The sequence below is a fragment of the Francisella sciaenopsi genome (assembly GCF_045862875.1).
Classification (GTDB): domain Bacteria; phylum Pseudomonadota; class Gammaproteobacteria; order Francisellales; family Francisellaceae; genus Francisella; species Francisella sciaenopsi.
In genome coordinates this window covers 140,686-166,774 of record NZ_BTHG01000001.1, presented here as the reverse complement: position 1 = coordinate 166,774, position 26,089 = coordinate 140,686, and the positions used below count along the sequence as shown (strand labels likewise).

Below are 26,089 nucleotides of genomic sequence, written 5' to 3'. Positions count from 1 at the left end.
TAAAAATATAAGGAAATCTATAAATGATAGGTGATAAAAACTTTGATAAAGTTTCAAATATAAATATAAAAAAGGAAAAAGTATTGATTCCAGCAGAAGTTCTAATCCAAGATATACCTCTTTTAAAGACTTCTTTTGAAACAGTTAGAAAATCACGAAAAGAAATAGCTGAAATTGTTCATGGTAAAGATGATAGAGTTGCTGTTATCGTTGGTCCTTGTTCCATTCATGATACAGGTGCTGCTATCGAATATGCTAAAAAGCTAAAAGACCAAGTTAAAAAATTCCAAAAAGAAATCCTGATAATTATGCGAGTATATTTTGAAAAACCTCGTACAACTATAGGCTGGAAAGGACTTATAAATGATCCTGATCTTGATAATTCTTATAATATCAATAAAGGTCTTCGCATGGCTCGTACCCTACTGTCTGATATTACAAGTATGGGATTGCCTTGTGGAACAGAGTTTTTAGATGTAATTACTCCACAATATTTCGCAGAGCTTATTACTTGGGGAGCTATTGGTGCTAGAACTGTTGAGAGCCAAGTTCACAGAGAGCTTGCTTCAGGTCTTTCTGCTTCTATTGGTTTCAAGAATGCTACAAATGGAGATATTCAAGTAGCCGTAGATGCTATTAAGTCAGCTACTTATCCACATCATTTCTTGAGTACTACAAAGTCAGGGTCTACAGCAATATTTGCAACTAAAGGTAATCCAAATGGCCATATAATTCTTCGTGGTGGTGCATCAGGACCTAACTTCAGCAAAGAACATGTTAATGACTGTATCGAAAAGCTTAAAAAATCTGAAATTGATACTAAAGTTATGATTGACTGTAGTCATGGTAACAGCAAAAAAGATCATACTAAGCAAATCGCAGTATTAGAAGATATTTGTGAGCAAATCAAAACTAGTAATGATATATTTGGTATTATGATTGAGAGTAATCTTGTAGCTGGAAATCAGGATATTAATAATAAGCCTCTAACTTACGGACAAAGTGTAACAGATAAGTGTGTTGATTTTGATGAAACAATCAAAATGCTTGAAATGTTAGCAGATGCAGTTAAAGCTAGACGTAACTCTCAAGAAAAAGCAGAAACTAAAGAAGAGTCTCAATTTTCATTATTATAAATTTATAAATACCTTTTTAAAATAAATGAAATATCACATCCTAAAATATACACAAATATTTTTGGTAGGATTTAGTCTTTTTATACTTTGTAGCTGTGCTGACCAAAGTGTTACTTTTAAAAAAATTCCCGCAGATAAGCAACCAATTATAGGTAAAGTTTCTAATATTTATATATTGGGGGGTTTAGGGCAAACTTCAGAAGTAGTCCCAGCTGATATATGTGGTGGACATCAAGAAAAAGTTGCAAAAGTTACTTTTACAAAACCATTTATTTGGGATGGATTAATATCTTTGATAACTTTAGGTATTATAACTCCACGACATACTTATGTTTATTGTGTATAAATTTATGAAAAAAACGGTAGCTATACTTATTTGCTTATTCTTAGGAGGTTGTGCAACACAAATTGTAAATTTTGAAAAGCCTAAACAAGTATTACAAAAGCCTACTTATTATAAAAAAGATACATTTTTTTTAGGCATGGGGCCATCGACAGATATAAATGCTAGTAAAATATGTAATGGCAGTAACAATATTTATAAAGTTGATGCTGAACAAACAACTTCAGATTTAGTCATAGCATGGGCTACTTTTGGAATATATACGCCACGTAGTATAGCCATTTATTGTAAATAGCAGCCAACTATCATTATAAGAAAATATTATACACTTAATAAAATCAATATATTTAACTCTATGAGATTTTTTTGTCATAATACTTCACAGAAAATATATAAGAATTTTAAATAAGGTTATAAAAAATGAAAAAATTAATTTTATCAGTAGTAATATTTAGTTTAGTAAACGTAGTTTTTGGAAGTCCATTACATCAAATAAATAGTTTTTCAAATAATGGAGTATTCCCTGCACCTACAATGATTCTTGCAGAATAGAATCTTTAAAATTAATGATTATCAAAAAACTAAACTTAAATGCTTCTTGTAATTCTCAGTATACTCTTCAATTTTAGGATCTTTAATAACATCATTAGTAATAAATGTTGGTAACCTTTTCATGCCTATGAATTCATGTGCTTTATGAAAGTGTAGATATACTCCATCAACCCCAACCCCTTCAAAAAGCTGGTCTTTCTCCACAAAAGCCTCCAATGGAGCATTCCATGTTAGCGATAGCATATATGTTTTACCCTGAAGTAAACCACCAGAGCCATATTTCTTGCTAACATCATGTCTAGATCGACCATCATTAGCATACATAACACCATGACCGGTGGTGAATACTTCATCGATATATTTTTTAACAAGCCAAGGTGGACCCATCCACCAACCTGGCATTTGATAAATCACTGTATCAGCCCAAAGCCACTTTTGAATTTCCTCATCTATATCATAACCATCATCAATAACTGTAACTTTAATATCATGACCAAGGCTCTTAAGATGACTCTCAGCAATATCATTTAAATATTGATTCAAAGCACCTTTTGAATGCCCAAATTCTTTTTTACCATTAATTAATAATATTTTTTTCATATGTTTTGCCAGTAATAATTAAATAATAGCCAAGTTAATCAATTGGCCTCCTTGACAGACTGCACCAGTATTATGAATACTAATTACAACACCGCCATACGGTAAAACTAAGTCTTTCTTTTGCATAGTAGATGTCTGAATATATTGACCAATTACATCTCCAGCTTTGAAAATATCGCCTGGTTTGATAAACCATTCATATAATCCACCCTCTATTGCTTTTAAGTGTTTGTAGTTAGGCCCATAGACATGATGTCTAATATCAGTATTTAATAAATCAGTATTAAAAGGTGAATCAATAATATCTTTGTGTTTCAGATAATTAATGATACCTTGAGTCTGCATTTTAGCATTAGTGAAGTTTATATACTCTTCAGAGCCTAATTCAAGCGTGTAGCCCTCTTTGAGTACTTTTTCATCTTTACCTTGCTTTCTGAACTCTTGAGATAGGTGCCACCATGGACAAAATATAGCTTCATCAAGAGAACCGCCAGCTTTATCATTATCGATGATAAGCATATCTTTATAGCCAAATTTTTCTGCTGTTTGTCTAGCAAAATCTGCAGTATATAAATATGTAGTGGCATCTGTATCTGTATGTAAATCAAGGACATAATCTGCCTTTTGAGCTTCTCTTTGGACTAGAAGATTTAATCTTTTTGCTCTAGATAGCTCCCATTCATTAGATAGTTCTTTATCTAACTCTTGCTGTAAAAGATTTTCAAAAGCTTGCTTATACTCTGCTGTAGTAGAGTTGATATGTTCTTTGACAAACACAGAATAATCGATAGATGGATAGAAATAATATCTATTAAAATTATCTCCTGTTGCAGAATCAAATCTACCTTGATGCCCTGCTCCTATAAATACATCTTTACCGATAGGATTACATTGAGGGATTAGATAAACATCGCCTTTGGGTTGATACTTTTTGAAATACTCTAAAAGTTCTATCATTACAGCATTTCCCTGTAGCTCTGAAGCGTGCATACTAGCTTGCATATACACACTTGGTGCTGATGAATCGGAACCTTTGATAGTTATTTTTTCTATATGAATATCTTCACCTGTTGATGATTGACTTACTTTGATTTTTTGTTTGGAAATATAGTTAGACATAATACTGATTCAATTTTTTATGATTACATAATTATAGCAATATAAAACTTGTACTATAAGAATATTTACTATCAAAAACATTTATTGACTCAATAAGTATTTACTATTACGCCACTAGTTCTAAAATGCTAAAATGTCTCAATAAATCTTAAAACTTAGTAATAATCTAATGATAAAAGTAATGACATTCAATGCTAATGGTATACGCGCAGCGGCTCGTAAAGGATTTTGGGAATGGTTTGCAACGCAGGATGTAGATTTTTTGTGTATACAAGAAACAAAAGCGCAATTTCATCAATTAGAAAAAGATGAGCAGCATTTCCCAGACGATTATTACTATGATTTTAAAGATGCTGTAAAAAAAGGCTACAGTGGCACAGCTATTTATGCTAAGAAGAAGCCTCTAAAGGTAATTAAAGAGCTTGGCTTAGATTGGGCTGATGATGAAGGTAGATATATTCAATTTGACTATGAAAACTTTAGTATTGCTAGTTTGTACCTACCAAGTGGCTCTAGTGGAGATGTTCGCCAAGAATATAAAATGCAGTTTCTTGAAAAGTATAAAGAGATATTAAAAGAACAAGCAGAATCGGGTAGAGATTTTATAGTGTGTGGAGATTTTAATATTGTGCATAAAGAAATAGATATCAAAAATTGGAAATCAAATTATGGTAAGACATCTGGGGTATTACCAGAAGAGCAAGCTTGGCTAGATCATATATTTGATGATTTAGGTTGGGTTGATACTTTCCGAGTGATTAATCATGAGCCGTTACAATATACTTGGTGGTCAAATCGTGGACAAGCGCGTGCAAACAATGTCGGCTGGAGAATTGATTATCATATCTCAACACCAGCTCTAAAAGATAAGGTTGTACCAAAGTCTGATTATGTTTACAAAGAAAATTGGTTCTCAGATCATGCGCCACTAACTATTAGTTATGATTATGAGGTTTAAAATATGAATGTATCAGCAATTTTATTACCAATATTTTCAGCACTTCTAGAATATTGGTATTTGTGGATTATTGCACTATTTATTTTATTTATAAAAACTCCTCTTTTCAAAGGATGGATCGGTGAAAAAATCTTAGCAATGTCAGTAAAAAATATTGTCAAAGATAAAAAAGGCATATTGTTAAATAATTTGCTATTACCTACAGATAAAGATACTACCCAAGTAGATCATGTATTGCTTCTTCCATCAGGGATATTCGTAATTGAAACTAAAAATATGAAAGGATGGATCTTCGGAGATTCTAAAAGTAAAAATTGGACACAGCAGATATATAAGCATAAATCTCAATTTCAAAATCCAATACATCAAAACTATAAGCATGTTAGAACTATTAGTGCTATGCTGCACTTAGAAGATGAAACTCTCATTCATAATATTATCGTTTTTGTTGGTAGTGCAACTTTTAAAACAAAAATGCCCGAAAATGTATTCAAAATCTTTCGATTAAGAAATTATTTAAAGCAGCAAAATCTTAATAAGCTTAGTTATTCTAAATTGGAAGAATACTCAAATGTATTACAAAATCAGAAGCAAAAAAGTAATATAGTAAATAATTATAAACATGTTAAAAATCTTAAAGAAAAGTATAAATCAGAAGAAATTTGTCCTAAATGCTCAGGTTTACTAGTAGAGAGAACTATTAAAAAAGGAGAAAAACAAGGTCAGATTTTTCTAGGTTGTAATAATTTTCCAAAATGTAGATACACTAAAAATTAATATCATGCCAAAAGCTTACATATTTTCAGGCCTACCAGGAGTAGGCAAAACAACTTTAGCTAAACAATTAGCTCAAGTTATACCTAATACGGCATACTTTAGAATTGATACTGTTGAATATTATCTTAAAAAAGCATATTCTCAAGAGCTAACTAAACAAGGCTATGAGATAGTTTATTATCAAGCTAAGGAAAATCTTAAGCTTGGTAAAAATGTAATTATAGACTGCTGTAACCCTATCTTGGAGTCTCGAGAATTATGGGACTCATTCTCACAGATAAATAATACAAAAGTTATAAATATAGAAATCATCTGTAGTGATACACAGGCTCATCAAAATAGAATAGAAACCAGATATAAATCAAACCCGAATAAGTACCCTACTTGGCAGAATGTCTTAGATAGAGATTACGAATATTGGAAAGATAAGATTATTAGAGTTGATACCGCAAAAACTGATATTATAGAATCGTTTAATATATTTATAAATCAACTCAAGGAATATTAATGAAACATAAATTATTTATTTTGTTTGCATTTCTATTTATCACATTAGATAGCTTTGCAGATGATTTTAAACAATATAATGTCTATCTAATCCCAGATACTACAGCTGATAAATATGTTAAAGAATTTGATGATTCTTTAGCTAAAACAAATGTACTAGAGAAATACAAAACTACTCCTTTTATCAAAAACCATCCTGTACATTTGACATTGTATTTAACAAGTTTTCAAAGCAAATATATTAAAGATATTGAGAGTCAATTAGCTAATCTTGCTAATAATACAGAACTATTTTATATAGAAACTACTGGTTTTAGTGCTGGCAAAAGTGGTTTTGTAATGCTTGATATAAAAAATTCTCAATCATTACAGCAATTATCAAATTCTGTGATAAAAGACTTAGCGAAGTACAGAGATAAGGACTACCCTGCTCCAAGTTGGGTTAAATTTTACCCAAGTAAATTAGCATCTTTTGAAAAATATGGCTCACCAAATGCTTTTGCAGAATTTAATCCTCATATAAGTATATTGGCTGCAAATTTACAAACAGATCAAGAAAGAGATAACTTTGACAAAGATTTTAATACGATTATCAAAAATACGAAGTTAGAACCAATTAGCTTTAAGATTAAAGCAATCGGTTTTGGTGAAGTTGATGAAAATGGACAAGTAACTAAAACTCTACATATTTACAAACTAAATAAGTAAAATTGTAGTCATAAAATAAATAGTAAGGAAATAGAATGAGTAATAATCATTTTGATGTAATAAGTTTAGGTGGTGGTTCTGGTGGTATAGCATCTGCTGTACAGGCTGCTAAATTTGGTAAAAAAGTTGCTATTATCGAAAAACGTGAGCTTGGCGGTACATGTGTAAATAGAGGTTGTGTACCCAAAAAAGCTATGTGGTATGGAGCTAACCTAGCTGAAGCACTAAAGCATGATGTCGCAGGCTATGGCTTTGATGTTGAGGTTAAAGGTTTCAACTGGGCAAAGCTTAAAGAAAAAAGAGCTACATACATAGGTAATATTCATGGTTTCTATGACAGACTATTAGATAAATGGAACATCACTCATTTTAATAATTGGGGTAAATTTAAAGATAATAAGACTATCATTCTAGATGATGGTACAGAACTTACAGCAGATCATATCTTTATTTCTCCAGGTGCTTACCCTATTGTGCCAAAAAATATCGAAGGTGCTGAGCTAGGTATCACGTCTGATGAGTTTTTTGAGCTAGAAGAAACTCCAAAAAAAGCCGTAATCGTTGGTGGTGGCTATATAGGTGTTGAGATCGCTGGAGTACTAAATGCTCACGGTACAGATACAACTGTTATGGTGCGTAGAGAAAAGCCTCTAATGGAGTTTGATAATTGTATTAGTGATGCTCTGGTTGAATGTATGCAAATGACAAACCTAAATATCATGAATCATACAAACATCATTAAAGTTGAAAAAGTTGGTAGCACTCTCAAAATCACTACTGATACAGGTAAGGTTTTAGAAGATGTTGATACTCTAATATGGGCAACCGGTCGTGCGCCAAATACTCATAATTTAGGTATAGAAAACACTGATATAAAAATTACTGATAAAGGCATAATTCCTGCTAATGAATGGTCTGAAACAAATGTTAAAGGAGTTTACTCTTTAGGTGATGCTTCAGGCGTGCCACAACTTACACCTGTAGCTATCAAAACAGGTAGATATCTAGCTCGTAGACTATTTAATAATGAAACTAATCTAAAAGCTAATCTAGAATATATCCCAACAGTAATCTTCTCGCACCCTGCTATTGGTACTGTAGGATTAACTGAAAAAGAAGCTAGAAACAAGTATGGTGATGATAATGTGAAAGTATACAAATCTCGCTTTACAGCTCTATATTGTGCTATCTCTGGTCATAGAATGCCAACAGTTATGAAGCTAGTTGTAACAGGTGATAATGAAAGAGTTGTTGGATGTCATATGATTGGTATAAATGTTGATGAGATGTTACAAGGGTTTGCAGTAGCTATCAATATGGGTGCTACTAAACGCGACTTTGATGATACTATAGCTATCCACCCTACTAGCTCAGAAGAGCTTGTAACTATGTAAGGAAATCTTATGATACTGACTACAGCTGATACTCTTGGTAAAAGAGAAATTATAGAATACAAAGGTCTAGTTACAGGGATAATTGTGCGAACTCCAACTATAACTCAAGGAATACTAGGGGGACTAAAAAATATAATAGGTGGAAAAAATACCTCTTATACTAATGTCTGTAAAGAAGCTCGATTACATGCTGAACAAGAAATGATAAATCAAGCTCAAGAGTTAGGTGCTAATGCTATAGTAGCTATTCGATATGACTCAAGTAGTTTAGGTGGAACTACTAGTGGTACAGAGGTCTTTTGTTACGGTACAGCTGTTGTTGTTAGATAATATATATTAAACCTATATTAAGTCATATTGAATAAAAATATAATCCTTCCTGTTATTTATTATTGTTTTTACAGCTTAAATATTCTATGATGAATTTTTGACCTTTTTCAAAGGTTATTTATATTGTTCAAAATAGGAGAATAATTGTGACTATTAATGATGTAAGTCATTCGAAAAAAAGTAATCTTACCCCTTTCTGGGTTCTGTGGACATTAGAGTTATGGGAAAGATTTGGCTATTATGGTCTACAGGCAATATTAGCTATATACTTCGCTAAGAAGTTAGGCTTTAGTGAGTCCGAAGCAATGTTGATCTTTGGTTCTTTTTCAGCATTATTATATGGTGGTCCATTAATTGGTGGATGGATTGGAGATAATTATTTAGGTGCTAAGCGTACAATATTTATTGGTGCAGGATTTTTATTTTTATCTTACTTATCTCTTAGTTTTAGTGTAGTTATAGCTGATTTATTAGGTAGTACAGAAAAAACTATAGTGATGTATTCATTAGCAGGTGTTGCTATTGGTGGCGGGTTATTTAAAGCTAATCCTACTTCTTTGATTTCAAAATTATTTGAAAAAGGCGATCCAGCTCTTGATGGTGCTATGACTTTATACTATATGGCGGTTAATATTGGCTCATTTGTATCTATGCTTATAACACCTGTTTTAGCAGCTAAATATGGCTATCTTCATGCCTTCTTATGCTCAGCATTTGGGATGTTTCTTGGTTTGATTAGTTATACTGTTTTCTATCCAAAAATTCAAAGAATTGCTACAGAGGCTGGTAAGCAAAAGATGTCTTGGATAAAAGTCTTTGTAGTCATTATAGGAGCTTGTATAGCAATATTTATTACAGGCAATATTCTAGAGGATACTACTTTATGTACTAGTATAGTGGTTGTAATCGCGATACTAGCACTAATATACTTCTTTATGCAAATGCTAAAACAGTCTGAGCATGAAAGAAAAAGAATGTTAGTAGCTTTAATATTGATTGTTCAAGGAATTATTTTCTTCGTACTATACCAACAGATGCCTACTTCACTTAATTTTTTTGCTGTTAATAATGTTGATCCTCATTTCTTAGGCATGACTGTTCATGGTGAGCAATGGCAAGTACTTAACCCATTAGTAATTGTACTTATGTCACCTTTATTATCTGTAATATATAAGAAAATACCTGGTACGCATGTAACAAAATTCTGTTTTGGTATGACACTATGTGCTATGGCATTTTTAGTACTATACTTTCCACAGTTTACAGCTACTGATGGTATTGTATCCGGATGGTGGTTAGTTGCTAGTTATTTCTTCCAATCTACTGGAGAGCTTTTAATCTCAGCATTAGGCTTATCTATGGTTGCTGAGCTATTCCCTCGTAAGATGAGTGGATTTGCTCTTGGAATGTGGGCTCTAACAACAATGGTTGCTGGTCCAATTGGTGGTTATGTAGGTGCTTTGACTGCTCCTGCAGAGGGTATTGTATTTACAAAAGTAGAAGGTCTAGCCGTTTATGGACATGTATTCTTAACTATAGGAATATTTGTAACAGTAATCGCTGCTATTATGTGGATTGCTCGTGGCTGGTTAAATTCTATCATTGAAAGTACAAGAGTACATTTCGTATCTGAGAATACCCATGGGATGCATGAAGAGAATGCAGTTTTACCTACAACAAATAATTAATCTTGAGCCTTTGGCTTTCTGACACTTTTATTCTGATGAATTTTTTGTTTTATTTTTTTTGCAAAATCTTTATTATGATTTGAGCTTTTCTTCTGATTAGTGTTTTTATTATTTTTATTTGCTCTCTTTGCAGCTATTATTTTAACTTCATCAATTTTTTTAGCCTTAGTTTTGCGTGACATACTTGTAATAGGAACATTATGAGTAGCCTCAAAACCTTCTAACTCTTCTCTTGGTAAAAGATGCCCAATTAAATGTTCTATATTTGATAATGATTCAACTTCATCTGCACTTACTAAAGAAATAGCTAAACCATCTTGCCCTGCTCTACCAGTTCTCCCTATTCTATGGACATAATCTTCAGCAACATTTGGTAAATCAAGATTGATCACACAAGGTAGTTGGGCAATATCAATTCCTCGTGCTGCGATATCAGTTGCAACTAAAACATTTATATCTTTGGATTTAAAATCTGCTAATGCCTTTGTTCTAGCTGTTTGACTTTTATTACCATGTATTGCACTACTTGTTATACCAGCATTGTTCAATTTCTCTGATATCTTATTAGCGCCATGCTTTGTACGTGAAAAAACTAAAACTTGATGTAGATCTTGATCTTTTATTAGTGAAATCAAAGCATTAATCTTAGTTGATTTATCTAGTGTATAAATTTTCTGAGTAATCTTTTTGACTGTTGTATTTACAACATCTGCAGATACTGACTGAGGATTATCAAGAAAATCATTAGCAAGATTTTTTATCTCTGGTGAAAATGTAGCTGAGAACATTAGTGTTTGTAATTTTTTTGGTAAAAGCTTATGGATTCTTTTTAAATCATTAATAAAACCCATGTCTAACATTCTATCTGCTTCATCTAAAACAAATGTATTTAAACTATCAAATTTAAGAGCATTTTGACTATATAAATCAAGCAATCTACCTGGAGTAGCTATCAAAATCTCAACACCTTTACGTAACTTCATCATTTGAGGATTGATACTAACACCACCAAAAACCACTGCTGAACGGATATGTGTATTTGCTGCATATATTTGAATTTGTTCTTGTATTTGTGCTGCTAACTCTCTTGTAGGAGTTAAAATCAAAGTTTTGATTCTATTTGCTTGAGCTTTTGGTTGATCAAGAAGTCTTTGGATAATTGGTAATGTGAAGCCTGCTGTCTTGCCTGTTCCTGTTTGTGCAGATGCCATGACATCATTACCTTTTAGAACTAATGGTATTGCTTTGGCTTGAATTGGAGTTGGTTTTGTATAGCCTTTTTTTTCTAAAGCGCTACATATTAAAGGATTTAAACCTAAATCTGAGAATTGCATGAATTTTTTATTTCCGATATTTTTTAGCTTAGCTATATTAACACTAATAGCTTCTATTTACTCTATAAAGATGTGTTATTAAATAATATAATACTTAAAGCCCATTTAATTAAATCTAAAGCTAATAAAATATGAATGATAAATACTGTTCTAAGCTAGGAAAAGATGTACAACAACATCTCATAAAATTAGGTCTAGAACAAACCAGAAATTTTGAACTTGATAACAATGCCAAAATAGCCAAGATATCAAAGGCATATCGCGAGATATTAGATACTCTAGGCTTACAGACACATGAATTTGAAAAAACACCCTATAGAATAGCTAGGATGTTTACTCAAGAAATATTCAATGGCTTAGATTATGCTAATTTTCCAGCTTGTGCATTATATGAGAATGAATTTAGATATGAAGGAGTACTTACACAAAAAAACATAACTATAATGTCATTTTGTGAGCATCATTTTGTGCCATTTGAAGGTATTGCCGAAGTTTCATTTATTCCTAAAAATAATAATATTATAGGTTTATGTCGTATCAATAGTATTTGCAACTTCTTTGCAAGACGTCCACAAATACAAGAAAGAATGACTGCTCAAATATTTGAAACCCTAAAATTTATCCTCTCAACAGATGATGTTAGTGTAAAAATAAAAGCAAAACACACATGTGTATCATTTAGAGGCACAAATAATCAAAACTCTGAAACATATACTGAAATGCTTGGTGGTACTTTTGCTAAAAAAGAATGATTCTAGAATGAGTAGCTTATTAGACATTGGGTTTTTATTTTTTATTATCCTAATAATTGTTTGTGTATTCTCGAAAAGCTATCTTAGATATTTTGTTATCATCATAGCAATTATCTACTATCTTGTGGGTAATGGCATTATTGGTAATATCTTGGCTAAACCTCTTAGATTAGAATCTACAAATATTAAACAATGTGCAAATACTAAAGCGATAATCTTATTAGGAGCTGGTATTAATCATGCATTTGATAAATTAGAACCAAGTATTAGTGCTTATGATCGTATTCTCAAAACTGCTGAAGTCTATAACCAATATCCTCAAGATATCATAATAAGTGGAGGTTACACTTCAGATTATAAGTTATCAGAGGCTGAAGTTTATGCTGATATTCTCTATAAGTTAGGAATTCCAAAATCAAAAATAAGATTAGAAAAACAATCTAGAAATACCTACGAAAACGCTCGATTCACCAAACAAATCTTAAACGATAAGAATGCTAAATATTGTTTAATTACAGGAGGTATTCACTATCAAAGAGCTAAATTAATTTTTGATAGCTTCAATATAAATACAATAAACATTGCTTCATCTAAAGTAACTCCTGAAATAAGTTTTCTCCCTAATGCATATAATTTTTATATAACGCAGACAATAATTCATGAATATTTAGGAATTGTTAAATTTTACTTATCCGTTAAATAAAGTAATATTCTAATTTCATTAAAACATCAACCCAAGATTGAAGAAAGATTTTAAAACTATATAATGATACAAATGTAGTAATTAAATATTGTGGAATGAGATGTTCAAAGAAATGATACTAAAAGTAGCAATTATATTTGGTCTCACCATTGGTATGCTTTTTTTGCTTTTAGATACTTCTGATGCACATGCTGTAAGCAATCCACCTATTCTCGAAATAGTCTCGTTTGAAACATCTAAAGATACTTCTACTCAACAAGTACTAAATTTATCTAGTAAAGTAACTCAAGACTTAAAAAACTACAAAGGATTCATAAAGAGAACACTAACACAAAATACTAAAGATCTAAATCAATGGGTTGACATCATTGAATGGAAATCTATAGATGATGCCCATACAGCTATGAATCAAGCCCTTAAAAATAAAGATGTAGAAGCATTTCTTAAGTTAATGAAAAATGGTTCTAGAACTTATCAAACAAAATCAGAATATTTAAGTATTCAATCTCAAGCATCTTAAGGTCTAAAAAGTTAATTACTTTTTTTTAGACGGGAGAATAATTAGAATGATTAAACACCTAAAATATCTAATAATAATTATTATTATATCTATTAACGGTTATGTATATAGCCAGACAGTTAGCATAGCCGCTGCACAGATGCTAATCAAACAACAGTCTTTTGATGAGTTTGCCAATGATATGGATAGACTAACTAAACAAGCTAAAGATCAAGGTGCTGAAATCGTAGTCTTTCCTGAAGATAACACGGTAAACTTAATTGATGATCTACCATGGAATAAACAAAGTATAATTAAACTTAGTGAATATTATAGTCAAACTAAAAACTTAATAGCCAATCTCGCTAAAAAATACCAGATAATTGTTATAGGTGGAACTATTGCTAAAAACAAGAAAGATAAAATATCTAATACTGCTTTAGTAGGTTTACCTAATGGTCAAGTAATAGAAAATGATAAAATTTATCTAACTCCAGAAGAAAGAAATGTTGGCTATAATAAGTTTGGTAAAAATATATTAGTACTAGATTATAAAGGCACTAAGATTGCTGTTGTAATATGTTACACAAGTGAGTTTCCGAATGTCTCTGAACAACTCTCAAAAGTTAATCCAGATATTATAATCGCACCATCTTACACAAATGATTTGTACGGTTTAAATAGAGTTCATACAGCAATGAAAATGTTATCAATCCAAAATTTTGCATACGGAATGGTAGTAGGTATGGCTTCAGGCTTAGATAAACAAAATACCCAAGGAGTTGATGGAGTAAGTCAAATAATTTTTACATCTCCTCAGAATAAAGCTTTTAAACTCAATCATTTAAATATGGGTAATTTCAATAAAGAAGATGTAGTTGTCGAAAAATTAGATATCACAAAATTACATCAAGCTCGTAAAAATTATGATGCATTTCCTAATGCAGATATTAAATATAATCCAACGATATCGACTAAATTAGTATCTATAACCCAATAAAAATATTTAAATAGAATAACTTCAATTTTAAGCTATAATTTCTACACAGATTTAAATTTAAAAATTAGCTATGAAATATACTAAACTTGGTAAAACTGATATTGATATTAGTAGAATATGTCTTGGTACTATGACTTGGGGACGTCAAAATACTCAAGATGAAGGCTTTGAGCAGATGGATTATGCTCTTGCTCAGGGTATTAACTTTTGGGATACTGCTGAAATGTATGCTATTCCCCCTACTGCTAAGACTTATGGCAAAACTGAGGAAATAATCGGCAACTGGTTTAAAACAAGGCAGAAACGTAGTGATGTAATACTAGCGACTAAGTTTTCGCCTATGATATGGGCTAGAAATGAGCAAAACCCTATCACTGATAAGACAAATATTATTGATGCTGTAAATAATAGTCTAAAGCGCTTACAAACTGATTATCTTGATTTATACCAATTCCACTGGCCAACAAATAGACCTCACTATCATTTTGGTAACTGGTGGGATTTTGAACCTCTAGCAGGTCAACAAAATAAACAACGTATAGTTGATAATATCTATGAAATTCTAATTACTTGTGATGAGTTAATTAAAGCTGGAAAAATTAGACATATTGGACTGTCAAATGACTCAGCTTGGGGAATAAATCAATTTATTAACTTAGCTGAAAAACATAATCTACCACGTCTAGCAAGTATTCAGCATGAATATAATCTTAATCGCCGTAGAGATGAAACGGATATCATGGAGACTTGTGCTCTTGAAGAGATATCATATCTTGCATGGTCACCACTTGAGCAAGGAGTACTAACAGGCAAATATTGCAATGGTGCTCGCCCTGCTGGTACTAGGATGTCTGCTGAGATTCTAGATGGACAAGAAGATCGTTATGCTTTTAGATTTGCTACTAACGATGATGCTGTCACTGAGTATATCAAAGTTGCGCAAAAACATAATCTTGATATATGTCAAATGGCTATAGCTTTTACAATCAGAAAAGCCTATATGAGTTGTAGCATAATTGGAGCTACATCTATGGAACAACTAAAAACAAATATTGAAGCGATAAATCTAAACCTATCCGATGAGGTTTTAGCTGATATTGAAAAAGTTAGAAGAAAATATCCTGTTCCATTTTAGAAAAACTAAATACAAATCAAATTTTGGTTATTATTTGTTATAATTTTCACAGTTTAAAATAATTAAAGATAAATATGAAATATACAAAACTAGGTAAAACTAATATTGATATAAGTAAAATCTGCCTTGGAACTATGACTTTGGGGGCACAAAATACTCAGGATCAGGGTTTTGAACAAATGGATTACGCTTTTTCTCAAGGAGTTAATTTTTGGGACACTGCTGAGCTATATGCTGTTCCACCAACACCTAATACTTATGGTAAGACAGAAGAAATTATTGGCAACTGGTTTGCTTCTAGGCAAAAAAGACAGGATGTTATATTAGCTACGAAATTCTCGCCTATTCCTTGGGCTAGAAATGAGGAAAATCCTCAAATAAATCGTGAAAATATTATTTCAGCTGTTGATAATAGCCTTAGAAGATTAAAGACAGACTATATCGATTTATATCAATTTCATTGGACTGTAAATAGACCGAACTATCATTTTGCAGATTGGTGGTCATTTGAACCAGCTCAGGGTGCTAATACTAAACAACAAATACAAGATAATATTCTTGAAACACTTAAAGCATGTGATGAACTTATTAAAGCTGGGAAAATTAGACATATTGGATTATCAAATGATTCGGCTTGGGGTCTAAACCAGTTTATTAACTTAGCAGAAAAACATAATCTACCAAGAATAGTTAGTTTACAAAATGAATATAACCTACTTAGAAGAAGAGATGAAACTGATGTAATGGAAACATGTGCTATTGAAGATATATCTTATCTGGCATGGTCACCACTACAAATGGGAATTTTAAGTGGTAAGTATTTAGATGGTAATATCCCTGCTGGAAGTAGAATGTCTGATGAGGTTATGGGATCACCTGAGCAGAAAGCTCGATTTGCAACTAGACAAAATGCTACAGTTGACTTGGCTGTTAAAGAATATCTAGAAATCGCTAAAAAATATAATTTAGATGTTTGCCAAATGGCTATAGCTTTCACAATTAGAAAAGATTACATAAGCTCTAGTATAATTGGTGCAACTACTATGCAACAACTAAAGACTAATATTGATGCTATAAATCTTGAGTTGTCAGCTGAAGTAATAGCGGATATCGAAAAAGTTAGAAGAAAATATCCAATACCGTTCTAATATAGGTTCAAAACATTGTCCAAAAAAATCTTTCTAATCTTAATATGGTTAAGTGCGGTAGCATTTTATATGTATACTCGCATGATAAATACTTCACTTTCGGCATTTTCTATACCATTGATAAATCAATATGGATTTTCTAGTATTGACATTGCTTTTGCTATATCAATATATAGTATCGCAATGCTAATTATGAAGATACCTGTTGGAATCATAGTCGATAGATATGGTATTGATATTCCTGTAATGATTGCGATGACAATAGTTCTAGTTGGAACTATAATTTTTGCGTTTCCTACTAACTCAGCGGCTCTACTTTCTTCACGATTTATTATAGGTGTCGGTACAGCTTTTGCTATGATGAGTGCGTATAGACTAACAAGTATTATTCTTAGTAAGCGTCTATTTGCAATTGCAACAGGTTTTATTTATTTTTTTGGCTCGTTAGCAGTTTCTATTTCAGGAGCTCCTCTAAATTATGCTGTTAAGCAATACAGTTATACTTATATAGTTTTGACATTGGCAAGTTTTATGCTTGTTATATTGATGCTCTACTCTATTAGCAGATTTAAATATGGTAGGATTCCTAGAAGCGATGATATCAAATCATTTAGTGATTATTTTGCTGGTGTGAAAGATATTTTTAAAGATAAACAAATAATCTTTACGATACTTTATGCTAGTTTTTTTACTTGTGTATTTTTTAATACTATTGGCTATTGGGGAAATACTATATTATTAAATACTAAGCTAGCCAGTCAACAAGCTGGTTTAATAGGTAATAGCATTGCATCACTTGCTTCTGGTATTGCTTCAATCGTTGTTGGATTAATTATTGCTATTCAACTACTCAAAAGAATTCATATCTTTATTTTCACATCGCTAGCTAGTATTTCAGTCATTATCATCTTTTATACAAATATCACTAATATTTATATACTTAGCTTAGCAGCGTTGTTTTTTGGTATTGGTTTTGGTTTTACAGGTATGGTTTTTGATACAGCAAATAAACGTAAGCAAAGTTATCTTGTCAGTATATTATCACTACTATTTTTGGTTGAATATATCTTAAATAGTATTATTAATCCACTAGCTGCATATATTCAAAAAACTTTAGTAGATTATGGTTTTGCTACTTTTTTGAGTTACAAAATAGCTTATGGATTATTTTTTGGGTTACTTATTATTGCTAATATTTTAAGCTTTTATATAAAACCTCAAAAAATATAATCAAATAGCTAAAAAATTCTTTAAAGTTAATAAACCATATTCTGTCAAATATGCTTCTGGATGATATTGAACACCAAAAATATTTGCTTTTTGATGAGCAAAAGCCATAATTTCACCATTATCGGTTGAGGCTAAAGTAATCAGCGGATCTTTAATATCATCAACAATTAAAGAATGATAACGTGTTACAGCAAATTTTAGTGGATGATCTTTGTATAGTGCAGATGATTTAATTAGTTTAATCTCAGACATTTTACCATGGCATATTTGTTTAGCTTTTATGATTTTTGCTCCATAATATTGAGCAATAAGCTGATGTCCTAAACATATTCCTAACAAAGGTAAGTTATTTTGCTGACAATACTCAATAACTGGATATATATTTTTGAGCTCCTCTGGATGACCTGGTCCTGGGCCAATAATAATATGAGAATATTGCTCAATATTATTAATTTGCTCATCAGTTTTTACTATTGATACTTGATAACCAAGATAAGTTATATAATCAACAATTGTATTACTAAAAGAATCATAATGATCGATATATAAAACCATCTTAAATCTCCAAATACGCTGGTATCAAGCCTCTAACACTATTGATAAGATATATTTTATTAGCTGTTTTTAGATCATTTAAATTTAGGCTTTTGGATTGTAGTTTGCCTTGAGAAATTAAAGATTTTCTTGCAACACCTGCTAAGACACCATCTTCTAATTCTGGGGTGTAAAGTTTATCATTTTTCTCAATAACTATATTATGAAACCTAGCTTCAGTAATATTATCTTTTTCATTAAGATAAATAAGCTCACAATTTTTTTCTTGAATATATTTGTGATGCATTTGAGTATAAAAACCTCGTGTCGAGCTATGTGTAGTTTTGTGCTGAAATAACTTATTCTCTGAATTTATTTTCTCAGGGCAAACTATTAGCTTAATAGCTTGTTGGTTTGTGGTATTAATTTCAGTATGCTCGATATTTATAGACTTATCATAATGATATTCTAAACGGATTTTATATTCTTTATCATCAGTTAATTGCTCTACATAGTCATATAGTTGATCTCTAATCTGGCTAATATTAGTATCAAAGAATAACTGCCTAGCAGAATTTTCAAGTCTTTCTAAATGTAACTCTAAATTTTTAAATTTATTATGGTAGTAAATACTCTCAATTAAGCAAAAATCTGGCTGATAAATTTGGCGTATAAAGTTTATCTTGATATTCATTTCTTGCCATTCTGACTGTACATCTGAATAAACAGTAATACCACCACCTACACCAATCTGTAAGTTATCACGATATTTTTGAATAGTCCGAATAGCAACATTAAAACACATATCATTATTTGGCATAATATAGCCAATGCTTCCGGTATAAACTCCCCTTTTTGCTTTTTCTATTTGTTTGATTAGTTCCATAGTTCGTTTTTTAGGTGCTCCTGTAATCGAACCACATGGAAATAAGCCATCTAAAAGCTTTCTAAAAGATATTTGTTTATCTACTTTTGCTGAAATTTGTGAAGTCATTTGTAGTAAATTTTTGTACTTCTCTATTGAGAAAAGCTTATCTACTTTTACAGTATGAGTTTTTGCAATAGCTGATAAATCGTTACGCAAAAGATCAACAATTATTAAATTCTCCGCCCTATTCTTATCACATGATGATAATTCTTGATATATCTTTTGATCTTCTGAATCATTGCCTGTCAACTTTGCTGTGCCTTTCATTGGGTTAACAAGTAAATTACTAGCTTCTTTTTTAAAGAAAAGTTCAGGCGAAATTGATATTATATCTGGATTTAAAAATGGTAAATACGCAGCATACTTAACTGACTGTTGTCCTTTTAGTTTAGTATATAGACCATAACTGCTAAGCCTTGTAGTAGCTAAGATATTTTTAGTTAAATTAATCTGATAGCTTTCACCATCGATAAGTGCTTGTTGAACTTCATCAAAGCTTTTTTGATAATCTGCAAAATTAAGACTATCTATCATTAGATCTATATTTTTATCTGAAATTAGACTATCTGGAATTTCATTTGAGTAATTACTGAAAGCAACAAAATGAAGTAATTTAGTATAATCAGAATCGCATAAATCATAAAGATTATTATTAAGATAATAACTGGCTTCATAACTTAAATATCCAACTAGATATAAACCTTGCTGTTGCAGTTCTTCCAATTGCCCAAAAGCTAACTCAAGTGATTCTTTATCGTTAGCTATAACCTCTGCAACCGGATTGTAAAAATAATAACTTTGGTTATTTGTTAAAGTATCTTCAAGAATTGCAAATTGTGGTAATTGGGTATTACTCATGATTAATCATTTCTTTTAGTTTTTTTCTATCAGTCTTGCCAGTTGTAGTGGTTGGAATTTCGTCAATATAAATAATTCCATCTAATTTTTTGTATTCAGCTATATAACTACTTAGCTGGTTGTTTATAAACTCTAAAGAGTACTGCTGCGATGCTACCAAATATGCCCAAACAGTTTCTCCCCATATTTTATCTTTTTTAGAAGTAACTATACAATTATTAATATTTGGTATTTTTAAAATTGCTGTTTCTAACTCAATTGGAGATATATTTGAACCGCCTTTAATTATTATATCTTTATAACGCCCATAAAAACTAAGCTCATAACTTTGAGCATCAAAACTACCTATATCTCCTGTTTCTAACCACTCAGTTTTGATATTTAGAGGTAGCATATTATTTTTGATGAAGATTTTACCATAGTCACTATTTTTGAATTTAACTATTTTCACTTGAGTATCTGCAAAGATTTTAACTTTATTAACCGTCTTAGTAGACACATTTTGACCATATCCAAAAATCTCGGTCATACCTAAACCATTTAGTAATGGTATACCAAACTTATTTTCAACTTGACCTGCTAAACTTTCGCTAACTATATCACCAGCCACACTTAGATAGTGTAGATTATGATTGTTGTTGATATTTTGCTCTAACAGAAAATGATACATTGTCGGTAACAATGCTAAGGCTGTTACATTATTTTGGTTAATAATCTCTGCTATTAATCTCGCATCAAATTCACGGATAATTGTTATACTCAACCCCATAGCTAATGCTGGTAAGATTTGATAAGAAAAAGCAAAAGCATGATTTATTGATAATGCTACTAATAAGTGATCATTTTGTTTAAGGCCTAAATCATTAATTCTATCATTAGCATAATTGATTATTTGATTAATATCGTGAAGATGCTTTTGATAAAATCCTGTTGTTCCAGAGCTTACATGCGCTGTTAGAGCTTTAGCGTAAATTGTATAGTCTTGCGTATGCCCAAGATTCTCAAAAAATGATGTCGAATTTTCTATATATAATTTATTTACTTCAAGGCTAGATATTTTATCTGTGATAAATAGACTATCATCTTCAATTATCGCTGCTAGCTCATTATCAACTAATCTTGGATTGATCGGTACAAAAATATCTATATTTGCTATCCAACTAGCTATATACAAGCTTACAGATAATGGCGAATTTTTTAGATTTGAGTATATTTTTCTATAACCAAAAGATTCTAAGAATCTAGCAAAACTATATGACTTTTGTAAAATCTCGTAATGGCTATATCTTGTGTCATCAAAATATATATAAGTATTTCTATCATATTTCTCTATATTTGCTAAAAAATCTCTAAGTTGGTGCATATTTGCGGACAATAAATTATCTAAGCATTTGCCAATATGATATATTAAATAACAAAATTTACTCTAATTTATCTAACAAAATGAAACAATCTCTGTTTTTATCTGATATGGAAATATATGTAAGTCTTGGTTGCTCTGAAGAGGAAAGATCTCACAAACAAATGATAACTCTAGACTTAGAACTTGAATTTAGTCAAAACTATAATGCAAGTAATTCTGATAATCTTGAAGAAACTATTTGTTATTATACTTTGAGAAATAATATTCAACGCTTTTGTGATAACATTAGCTGTAATCTTATAGAGTACTTAGCTAAGCAAATTTATCTGTTTATCGGAGAAAAACATAGGGATATAACAATCAAATACTTGAAACTTAATAAAAAGCCCCCAGTTTCACAGATAGGTTCTGCTTCTTTTATTATTAGGAATTAATGTGCAATATATTATAGGAATTGGAACAAATATTGGTTTCACTATCGAGAATATTCATCTTGCGTTAGATGCTCTAGCATCACACCAAAGTATAAGAATTATTAGAAAAGCTAGCTTATACAGTAGTAAAGCATTACTTAAAGAAAATGCTCCTAAAGAATGGGATATTACATTTTTGAATACTGCTGTTAAGATTAGTACTTCTCTCAAACCTCAAGATTTGTTGATAGTTTTAAAAAATATAGAAGAAAAAATTGGTAGAGATCTTGATGCTCCGATTTGGTCTCCTAGACTTATTGATTTAGATATTCTTGCTGCTGAAGATCTGTTTTTAGAAACAGATAAACTTACAATTCCACATAAGGAACTACTCAATCGCAATTTTGCTCTAGCACCATTATTAGAATTATCTAAAGGTTGGAATCACCCAATCCAAATAGAAAAAGATCTAAATATTAAACTTAAGGAATTAGAACCAATTGAGAAGCTTAATCAAACACTATCAAATACAATGCGTATGGGCATAGTTAACTTGTCAGATCAGTCTTTCTCAGATGGTGGTTTTGATGATACTCAGCGTAAATCAAATTTTATTGAGCTAATAAAAAATGGTGCTGAAATTATTGATATTGGTGCTGAATCGACTAAACCAGACGCTACTGCTACTAGTATTGATGAAGAGTTTAATAAATTAGATGAGTTCTTAGAATATCTTAAAGAACAACTTAATAATTTAAGCTATAGACCTCTTGTAAGTATTGATACACGTAGATTTGAAGTCATGAGCAAAGTGCTAGAGAAACATAATGATATCATCTGGATGATAAATGATGTTGAATGTAATGATATTGAGAAAAAAGCCCAACTTATAGCTAAATATAAAAAGAAATATGTAATAACTCATAATTTAGGCATCACTGATAGAAACCAATATTTAGATAAAGAAGATGCTATAAATAGCGTGTGTGAGTTTATTGAAAACAAAAAACAAATTCTCCTAAATCATAGTGTAGAGCAACAAAATATATATTTTGATGTAGGCTTTGGTTTTGGTAAAAAAGCGGATACTGCAAAATATTTATTAGAAAATATTGTTAATATAAAGCAAAAACTAAATCTAAAAGCACTAGTTGGACATTCACGTAAACCATCGGTATTAGGTGTTCCTAAAGATAGTCACATCAGTACTTTAGACAGTGCTACAAGAGAACTTTCGAGAAAATTGGAAAAACTCAATATTGATATTGTAAGAGTACATAAAATTTAGTAAGGAAAAATTATGCCATACCACCCAGCATTAGAGTCACTATTAGATACTCCTGAAATAAGAAGAATAAAGAAATTAGACTTAAGAGATCAGCGTAAGATATTTGCAGATCTTTCAATAGCACAAATTAAACGTTTACCACGTCCTGATATTATCGAAGAAGATATTAAACTAGAAAATAATACTATATTAAGACATTATAAACCTAAAAAAGCATCTGATAAAGCTGTACTTTTTATTCATGGTGGTGGTTGGTGTTTGAGCTCTATAGATACTTATGATCATGTATGTAGATATTTATGTGATCAAGGAAATTTAAATATTTTCTCGTTAGAGTATGGCTTAGGTCCTGAACATAAGCATCCTGCAGCTGTTAATCATGCACTATATGCTTATGACTGGCTTTATGAAAATATTACTAAGTTTAATTTATCTACTGAAAATATCTTTGTAATGGGTGATAGTGCTGGTGGAAATCTTGTAACTATAATATGCCACGAGCGTCAAGAAAATATGCCAAAAGCACAAATTTTGATTTATCCTGCTGTTGATATGTATACTAAATATGATAGCAATACTAAATTTGATGAATATAAATATCACCTAACTACCGAATGGTGTGAGCTTTTTCTAAAAGGATATATAGGCGAAAATGTCATGTCAGAGCCTAAAAAACTTAGACAACCTACAATCTCCCCATTATTTTATAAAGATACAAAACAACCTGATACATTAATTGTAGCAGCTGCTCATGATATCCTTATAGATGGAATTTATGCTTATGAAGAAAAACTAAAACAACAAGGTACTTATGTCGAAGCTCACTATGATGACGAGATGTATCATGGTTTTATAGGAGGACTCGGTGTAGTTCCATTTGAAAATCCTAAAATAGCTTTAGACAAAGTGATTGAGTTTATAAATAAACGATAATTATTGGTTAGATATATGACTCCAATTTTTAAAACTGATAAAAAACCTGGTGAGAAATCAGAAGAACTTATTAAAAAATTTAATGATTTGCCGGCTTTTGTTGCAACTGGTGGGGAGATAGTTTTTGTCTCGAATGACTTTTTGGAAGTACATCTAAGATTTAATTTAACAGATAATACCAAAAACTATCATGGCACTGGTTTTGGTGGAGCTATATACTCATCACTAGACCCAATTTATCCATTGCAGTTATGTAATATTCTTGGTGATGATTATGTGGTTTGGGATTTATCAGCAAATATTGATTATCTTAGGCCAATTACGCATCATGTTTATGCAAGATTTCTGCTTTCGCAAGAGATTATCAATAAGATAAAGCAAGATGTTATAACTAAAAATAAATCTGTAATTAGCTTACCAGTCTGCTATGAAGATACTGATAATAATATTTATGCTGAAGCAACCAAAACTATATATATTGCCGATCGAGAGTATTTTAATAATCGTAAAAAATAGTTTAGTTAAATGCATTTAATATAGACTGTCTTGTGGCGTTCTTTAATAACTCAATTTCTTGTTTTGTACTATTTAGTGGTGGTAGCCAATAGATAGTATTTCCTAATGGTCTTAATAATGCTCCTAATTTTATAGCTTCTCGATAGACATCTAAGCCAGCTCTTTTTTTATCAATATTTAAATCTGCTGCTATAACAGCTCCAATACCTCTGATATTTTTTATAATGGGCAATTGATCTTGTAGCTCAAGAAAAGATTCACCAAATTGTTTTTCAAGATCCTTAACATTATTAAGTATATGGTCTTCTTCAAATATATCCAATACTGCATTTGCTACTACAGCACCTAAAACATTGCCACTGTGAGTATGTGAATGTAAAAAAGCTTTAGTTAACTCATCATCATAAAACATTTCGTAATATTGATTTTTTGTCAAAACAATACTAAAAGGTATAATCCCAGAGGTTAATCCTTTTGATACACACAAAAAATCAGGCTTAATATCAAGATATTCATAAGCAAAAAGTTTACCCAGTCGCCCTACTCCGGTCATTATCTCATCAAAAATAATATAAACATCATTTTCCTTACACCACTTACAAAGTCTATTTAAGTAATCTTTGCTATAAATCAACATCCCTCCAGCACCTTGGCAAATTGGCTCTACTATTAAAGCATTAATAAATTCTTTGTGTTGCTCAAGATATTGTTGCGATTTATTCCAATACACTTCAGCATTTAACCATAGTGGATCATTTTCGCCAGTAACATAAGGAATATTTTTTAATTTTAAACTATCAAATAATAATGACTTATACGGATCAGAGTATAAACCACAATCACTAACACTCATAGTTGCTAAAGTCTCACCATGATATGAGTTTTCAAGACAAACAAACTTAGTCTTTTTGGTTTGATTTTGAAAACTTCTAAGATGTGTTGTCATTTTTAAGGCTATTTCTACAGCACAAGACCCATCACTTGCATATAAAGTTTTATCCATACCTGTCAAATTACAAATTCTTTGACTAAAACTATCTATTTCATCATTTGTAGTATTTGCAAATATTGTATGCTCATATTTATCCAGTTGTGTCTTAAGCTTAGCTATTATGTATGGGTGTCTATGTCCAAGAGATTTGCACCACCAACTTGATGTAACATCAAAAAGCTTTCTATTATCTTTAGTGTAGATATATCTCCCTTCAGTTCTATAAACATTCATAGGAGGTGATTTTTCAAAGTCTTTCATTTGCGTACATGGATGCCATATATTTGAGCTATACATATTGTAAACCTTTTGTAAAATATTAAGTTGACATAAATTGTACACAAGATATAAA

At 30.9% G+C, this 26,089-nt stretch carries 29 protein-coding genes; 22 read left to right on the top strand and 7 right to left on the bottom strand.

Going from position 1 to position 26,089, the window contains the following annotated elements:
• The first annotated feature begins 23 nt into the window (after nucleotides 1–23).
• From ACKTR7_RS00825 to ACKTR7_RS00810, 4 genes are all read left to right on the top strand, one after another.
• Nucleotides 24–1,136: a 3-deoxy-7-phosphoheptulonate synthase gene (locus tag ACKTR7_RS00825; protein WP_407876585.1), complete on the top strand. Its 1,113-nt coding sequence runs from the start codon at nucleotides 24–26 to the stop codon at nucleotides 1,134–1,136.
• Between the two features lie 25 nt (nucleotides 1,137–1,161).
• On the top strand, nucleotides 1,162–1,482 hold the full coding sequence (locus ACKTR7_RS00820; RefSeq protein ID WP_407876584.1) for a Bor/Iss family lipoprotein: 321 nt from the start codon (nucleotides 1,162–1,164) through the stop codon (nucleotides 1,480–1,482).
• A 4-nt stretch (nucleotides 1,483–1,486) separates the two neighbouring features.
• Nucleotides 1,487–1,774, top strand: a complete 288-nt coding sequence (locus tag ACKTR7_RS00815) for a Bor/Iss family lipoprotein (protein ID WP_407876583.1) — start codon at nucleotides 1,487–1,489, stop codon at nucleotides 1,772–1,774.
• 125 nt (nucleotides 1,775–1,899) lie between these two features.
• Complete coding sequence (locus ACKTR7_RS00810; RefSeq protein WP_267906566.1) at nucleotides 1,900–2,031, top strand: hypothetical protein; 132 nt, start codon at nucleotides 1,900–1,902, stop codon at nucleotides 2,029–2,031.
• A 21-nt stretch (nucleotides 2,032–2,052) separates the two neighbouring features.
• On the opposite strand, the gene ACKTR7_RS00805 is transcribed toward ACKTR7_RS00810, so the two are convergent.
• Complete coding sequence (locus tag ACKTR7_RS00805; protein WP_407876582.1) at nucleotides 2,053–2,631, bottom strand: NAD(P)H-dependent oxidoreductase; 579 nt, start codon at nucleotides 2,629–2,631, stop codon at nucleotides 2,053–2,055.
• A gap of 18 nt (nucleotides 2,632–2,649) precedes the next feature.
• A complete protein-coding gene (locus tag ACKTR7_RS00800) occupies nucleotides 2,650–3,750 on the bottom strand; it encodes a M14 family zinc carboxypeptidase (protein ID WP_407876581.1) in 1,101 nt (366 codons plus the stop codon).
• A gap of 169 nt (nucleotides 3,751–3,919) precedes the next feature.
• On the opposite strand from ACKTR7_RS00800, the gene ACKTR7_RS00795 reads away from it, so the two are divergent.
• The 7 genes from ACKTR7_RS00795 (at nucleotide 3,920) to ACKTR7_RS00765 (ending at nucleotide 10,112) form a co-directional block, all read left to right on the top strand.
• Nucleotides 3,920–4,708, top strand: coding sequence for an exodeoxyribonuclease III (locus tag ACKTR7_RS00795; RefSeq protein WP_407876580.1), 789 nt, complete (start codon nucleotides 3,920–3,922; stop codon nucleotides 4,706–4,708).
• 3 nt (nucleotides 4,709–4,711) lie between these two features.
• Entirely contained in the window at nucleotides 4,712–5,485 is a 774-nt protein-coding gene (locus ACKTR7_RS00790; protein ID WP_407876579.1) for an NERD domain-containing protein, read from the top strand.
• A 4-nt stretch (nucleotides 5,486–5,489) separates the two neighbouring features.
• Nucleotides 5,490–5,993: an AAA family ATPase gene (locus tag ACKTR7_RS00785; protein WP_407876578.1), complete on the top strand. Its 504-nt coding sequence runs from the start codon at nucleotides 5,490–5,492 to the stop codon at nucleotides 5,991–5,993.
• The gene (locus ACKTR7_RS00780; RefSeq protein WP_407876577.1) at nucleotides 5,993–6,700 is read left to right on the top strand and encodes a 2'-5' RNA ligase family protein; all 708 of its coding nucleotides are present in this window, start codon (nucleotides 5,993–5,995) and stop codon (nucleotides 6,698–6,700) included. The genes ACKTR7_RS00785 and ACKTR7_RS00780 overlap by 1 nt, the downstream gene beginning before the upstream one ends.
• Nucleotides 6,701–6,735: 35 nt before the next feature.
• Nucleotides 6,736–8,094, top strand: coding sequence for a glutathione-disulfide reductase (gorA, locus tag ACKTR7_RS00775; RefSeq protein ID WP_407876576.1), 1,359 nt, complete (start codon nucleotides 6,736–6,738; stop codon nucleotides 8,092–8,094).
• Nucleotides 8,095–8,103: 9 nt separating this feature from the next.
• Nucleotides 8,104–8,424: a YbjQ family protein gene (locus ACKTR7_RS00770; protein WP_044526166.1), complete on the top strand. Its 321-nt coding sequence runs from the start codon at nucleotides 8,104–8,106 to the stop codon at nucleotides 8,422–8,424.
• A gap of 146 nt (nucleotides 8,425–8,570) precedes the next feature.
• Complete coding sequence (locus ACKTR7_RS00765; protein ID WP_407876575.1) at nucleotides 8,571–10,112, top strand: oligopeptide:H+ symporter; 1,542 nt, start codon at nucleotides 8,571–8,573, stop codon at nucleotides 10,110–10,112.
• Here ACKTR7_RS00765 and ACKTR7_RS00760 read toward each other — a convergent pair.
• Entirely contained in the window at nucleotides 10,109–11,446 is a 1,338-nt protein-coding gene (locus ACKTR7_RS00760) for a DEAD/DEAH box helicase (RefSeq protein ID WP_369851100.1), read from the bottom strand. The genes ACKTR7_RS00765 and ACKTR7_RS00760 overlap by 4 nt on opposite strands.
• Nucleotides 11,447–11,577: 131 nt before the next feature.
• On the opposite strand from ACKTR7_RS00760, the gene folE reads away from it, so the two are divergent.
• From folE to ACKTR7_RS00725, 7 genes are all read left to right on the top strand, one after another.
• A complete protein-coding gene (gene folE / locus ACKTR7_RS00755) occupies nucleotides 11,578–12,198 on the top strand; it encodes a GTP cyclohydrolase I FolE (protein ID WP_407876574.1) in 621 nt (206 codons plus the stop codon).
• 7 nt (nucleotides 12,199–12,205) lie between these two features.
• On the top strand, nucleotides 12,206–12,901 hold the full coding sequence (locus ACKTR7_RS00750) for a YdcF family protein (protein ID WP_407876573.1): 696 nt from the start codon (nucleotides 12,206–12,208) through the stop codon (nucleotides 12,899–12,901).
• Nucleotides 12,902–13,001: 100 nt separating this feature from the next.
• Nucleotides 13,002–13,421 (top strand): EbhA protein, encoded by a 420-nt coding sequence (locus ACKTR7_RS00745; RefSeq protein ID WP_407876572.1) that lies wholly within the window; start codon nucleotides 13,002–13,004, stop codon nucleotides 13,419–13,421.
• Nucleotides 13,422–13,467: 46 nt separating this feature from the next.
• Entirely contained in the window at nucleotides 13,468–14,400 is a 933-nt protein-coding gene (locus tag ACKTR7_RS00740; RefSeq protein WP_407876571.1) for a nitrilase-related carbon-nitrogen hydrolase, read from the top strand.
• Nucleotides 14,401–14,470: 70 nt separating this feature from the next.
• Nucleotides 14,471–15,535, top strand: a complete 1,065-nt coding sequence (locus tag ACKTR7_RS00735; RefSeq protein ID WP_407876570.1) for an aldo/keto reductase — start codon at nucleotides 14,471–14,473, stop codon at nucleotides 15,533–15,535.
• Nucleotides 15,536–15,609: 74 nt separating this feature from the next.
• Nucleotides 15,610–16,683, top strand: coding sequence for an aldo/keto reductase (locus tag ACKTR7_RS00730; RefSeq protein ID WP_407876569.1), 1,074 nt, complete (start codon nucleotides 15,610–15,612; stop codon nucleotides 16,681–16,683).
• A 69-nt stretch (nucleotides 16,684–16,752) separates the two neighbouring features.
• Nucleotides 16,753–17,913 (top strand): MFS transporter, encoded by a 1,161-nt coding sequence (locus ACKTR7_RS00725; RefSeq protein WP_407876568.1) that lies wholly within the window; start codon nucleotides 16,753–16,755, stop codon nucleotides 17,911–17,913.
• Here the strand turns inward: ACKTR7_RS00725 and ACKTR7_RS00720 are convergent, their stop codons facing one another.
• From ACKTR7_RS00720 to ACKTR7_RS00710, 3 genes are read right to left on the bottom strand one after another with little or no spacing between them, the layout of a single operon-like run.
• On the bottom strand, nucleotides 17,914–18,468 hold the full coding sequence (locus ACKTR7_RS00720; protein ID WP_407876567.1) for an anthranilate synthase component II: 555 nt from the start codon (nucleotides 18,466–18,468) through the stop codon (nucleotides 17,914–17,916). It lies immediately after the preceding gene.
• A gap of 1 nt (nucleotide 18,469) precedes the next feature.
• Nucleotides 18,470–20,233: a chorismate-binding protein gene (locus ACKTR7_RS00715; protein WP_407876566.1), complete on the bottom strand. Its 1,764-nt coding sequence runs from the start codon at nucleotides 20,231–20,233 to the stop codon at nucleotides 18,470–18,472.
• Nucleotides 20,226–21,596: a class I adenylate-forming enzyme family protein gene (locus ACKTR7_RS00710; RefSeq protein ID WP_407876565.1), complete on the bottom strand. Its 1,371-nt coding sequence runs from the start codon at nucleotides 21,594–21,596 to the stop codon at nucleotides 20,226–20,228. The genes ACKTR7_RS00715 and ACKTR7_RS00710 overlap by 8 nt, the downstream gene beginning before the upstream one ends.
• A gap of 80 nt (nucleotides 21,597–21,676) precedes the next feature.
• On the opposite strand from ACKTR7_RS00710, the gene ACKTR7_RS00705 reads away from it, so the two are divergent.
• From ACKTR7_RS00705 to ACKTR7_RS00690, 4 genes are read left to right on the top strand one after another with little or no spacing between them, the layout of a single operon-like run.
• The gene (locus ACKTR7_RS00705) at nucleotides 21,677–22,030 is read left to right on the top strand and encodes a dihydroneopterin aldolase (protein WP_407876564.1); all 354 of its coding nucleotides are present in this window, start codon (nucleotides 21,677–21,679) and stop codon (nucleotides 22,028–22,030) included.
• 1 nt (nucleotide 22,031) lies between these two features.
• Nucleotides 22,032–23,297 carry a dihydropteroate synthase gene (folP, locus tag ACKTR7_RS00700; RefSeq protein ID WP_407876563.1) on the top strand — a complete coding sequence of 422 codons (1,266 nt, stop codon included), beginning with the start codon at nucleotides 22,032–22,034 and terminating at the stop codon, nucleotides 23,295–23,297.
• 12 nt (nucleotides 23,298–23,309) lie between these two features.
• Entirely contained in the window at nucleotides 23,310–24,230 is a 921-nt protein-coding gene (gene bioJ, locus ACKTR7_RS00695) for a pimeloyl-ACP methyl ester esterase BioJ (protein ID WP_407876562.1), read from the top strand.
• Nucleotides 24,231–24,245: 15 nt separating this feature from the next.
• Nucleotides 24,246–24,746, top strand: coding sequence for a PaaI family thioesterase (locus tag ACKTR7_RS00690; RefSeq protein WP_407876561.1), 501 nt, complete (start codon nucleotides 24,246–24,248; stop codon nucleotides 24,744–24,746).
• A gap of 1 nt (nucleotide 24,747) precedes the next feature.
• Here the strand turns inward: ACKTR7_RS00690 and bioA are convergent, their stop codons facing one another.
• Complete coding sequence (gene bioA, locus ACKTR7_RS00685) at nucleotides 24,748–26,034, bottom strand: adenosylmethionine--8-amino-7-oxononanoate transaminase (RefSeq protein WP_407876560.1); 1,287 nt, start codon at nucleotides 26,032–26,034, stop codon at nucleotides 24,748–24,750.
• Nucleotides 26,035–26,089 lie beyond the last annotated feature (55 nt).

Bases quoted from the DNA above. Each gene is read 5' to 3' on its own strand.
- ACKTR7_RS00825 (WP_407876585.1), top strand. From the start codon at position 24: ATGATAGGTGATAAAAACTTTGATAAAGTTTCAAATATAAATATAAAA.
- ACKTR7_RS00820 (WP_407876584.1), top strand. From the start codon at position 1,162: ATGAAATATCACATCCTAAAATATACACAAATATTTTTGGTAGGATTT.
- ACKTR7_RS00815 (WP_407876583.1), top strand. From the start codon at position 1,487: ATGAAAAAAACGGTAGCTATACTTATTTGCTTATTCTTAGGAGGTTGT.
- ACKTR7_RS00810 (WP_267906566.1), top strand. From the start codon at position 1,900: ATGAAAAAATTAATTTTATCAGTAGTAATATTTAGTTTAGTAAACGTA.
- ACKTR7_RS00805 (WP_407876582.1), bottom strand. From the start codon at position 2,631: ATGAAAAAAATATTATTAATTAATGGTAAAAAAGAATTTGGGCATTCA.
- ACKTR7_RS00800 (WP_407876581.1), bottom strand. From the start codon at position 3,750: ATGTCTAACTATATTTCCAAACAAAAAATCAAAGTAAGTCAATCATCA.
- ACKTR7_RS00795 (WP_407876580.1), top strand. From the start codon at position 3,920: ATGATAAAAGTAATGACATTCAATGCTAATGGTATACGCGCAGCGGCT.
- ACKTR7_RS00790 (WP_407876579.1), top strand. From the start codon at position 4,712: ATGAATGTATCAGCAATTTTATTACCAATATTTTCAGCACTTCTAGAA.
- ACKTR7_RS00785 (WP_407876578.1), top strand. From the start codon at position 5,490: ATGCCAAAAGCTTACATATTTTCAGGCCTACCAGGAGTAGGCAAAACA.
- ACKTR7_RS00780 (WP_407876577.1), top strand. From the start codon at position 5,993: ATGAAACATAAATTATTTATTTTGTTTGCATTTCTATTTATCACATTA.
- gorA (WP_407876576.1), top strand. From the start codon at position 6,736: ATGAGTAATAATCATTTTGATGTAATAAGTTTAGGTGGTGGTTCTGGT.
- ACKTR7_RS00770 (WP_044526166.1), top strand. From the start codon at position 8,104: ATGATACTGACTACAGCTGATACTCTTGGTAAAAGAGAAATTATAGAA.
- ACKTR7_RS00760 (WP_369851100.1), bottom strand. From the start codon at position 11,446: ATGCAATTCTCAGATTTAGGTTTAAATCCTTTAATATGTAGCGCTTTA.
- folE (WP_407876574.1), top strand. From the start codon at position 11,578: ATGAATGATAAATACTGTTCTAAGCTAGGAAAAGATGTACAACAACAT.
- ACKTR7_RS00750 (WP_407876573.1), top strand. From the start codon at position 12,206: ATGAGTAGCTTATTAGACATTGGGTTTTTATTTTTTATTATCCTAATA.
- ACKTR7_RS00745 (WP_407876572.1), top strand. From the start codon at position 13,002: ATGTTCAAAGAAATGATACTAAAAGTAGCAATTATATTTGGTCTCACC.
- ACKTR7_RS00740 (WP_407876571.1), top strand. From the start codon at position 13,468: ATGATTAAACACCTAAAATATCTAATAATAATTATTATTATATCTATT.
- ACKTR7_RS00735 (WP_407876570.1), top strand. From the start codon at position 14,471: ATGAAATATACTAAACTTGGTAAAACTGATATTGATATTAGTAGAATA.
- ACKTR7_RS00730 (WP_407876569.1), top strand. From the start codon at position 15,610: ATGAAATATACAAAACTAGGTAAAACTAATATTGATATAAGTAAAATC.
- ACKTR7_RS00725 (WP_407876568.1), top strand. From the start codon at position 16,753: ATGTATACTCGCATGATAAATACTTCACTTTCGGCATTTTCTATACCA.
- ACKTR7_RS00720 (WP_407876567.1), bottom strand. From the start codon at position 18,468: ATGGTTTTATATATCGATCATTATGATTCTTTTAGTAATACAATTGTT.
- ACKTR7_RS00715 (WP_407876566.1), bottom strand. From the start codon at position 20,233: ATGAGTAATACCCAATTACCACAATTTGCAATTCTTGAAGATACTTTA.
- ACKTR7_RS00710 (WP_407876565.1), bottom strand. From the start codon at position 21,596: ATGCACCAACTTAGAGATTTTTTAGCAAATATAGAGAAATATGATAGA.
- ACKTR7_RS00705 (WP_407876564.1), top strand. From the start codon at position 21,677: ATGAAACAATCTCTGTTTTTATCTGATATGGAAATATATGTAAGTCTT.
- bioJ (WP_407876562.1), top strand. From the start codon at position 23,310: ATGCCATACCACCCAGCATTAGAGTCACTATTAGATACTCCTGAAATA.
- ACKTR7_RS00690 (WP_407876561.1), top strand. From the start codon at position 24,246: ATGACTCCAATTTTTAAAACTGATAAAAAACCTGGTGAGAAATCAGAA.
- bioA (WP_407876560.1), bottom strand. From the start codon at position 26,034: ATGTATAGCTCAAATATATGGCATCCATGTACGCAAATGAAAGACTTT.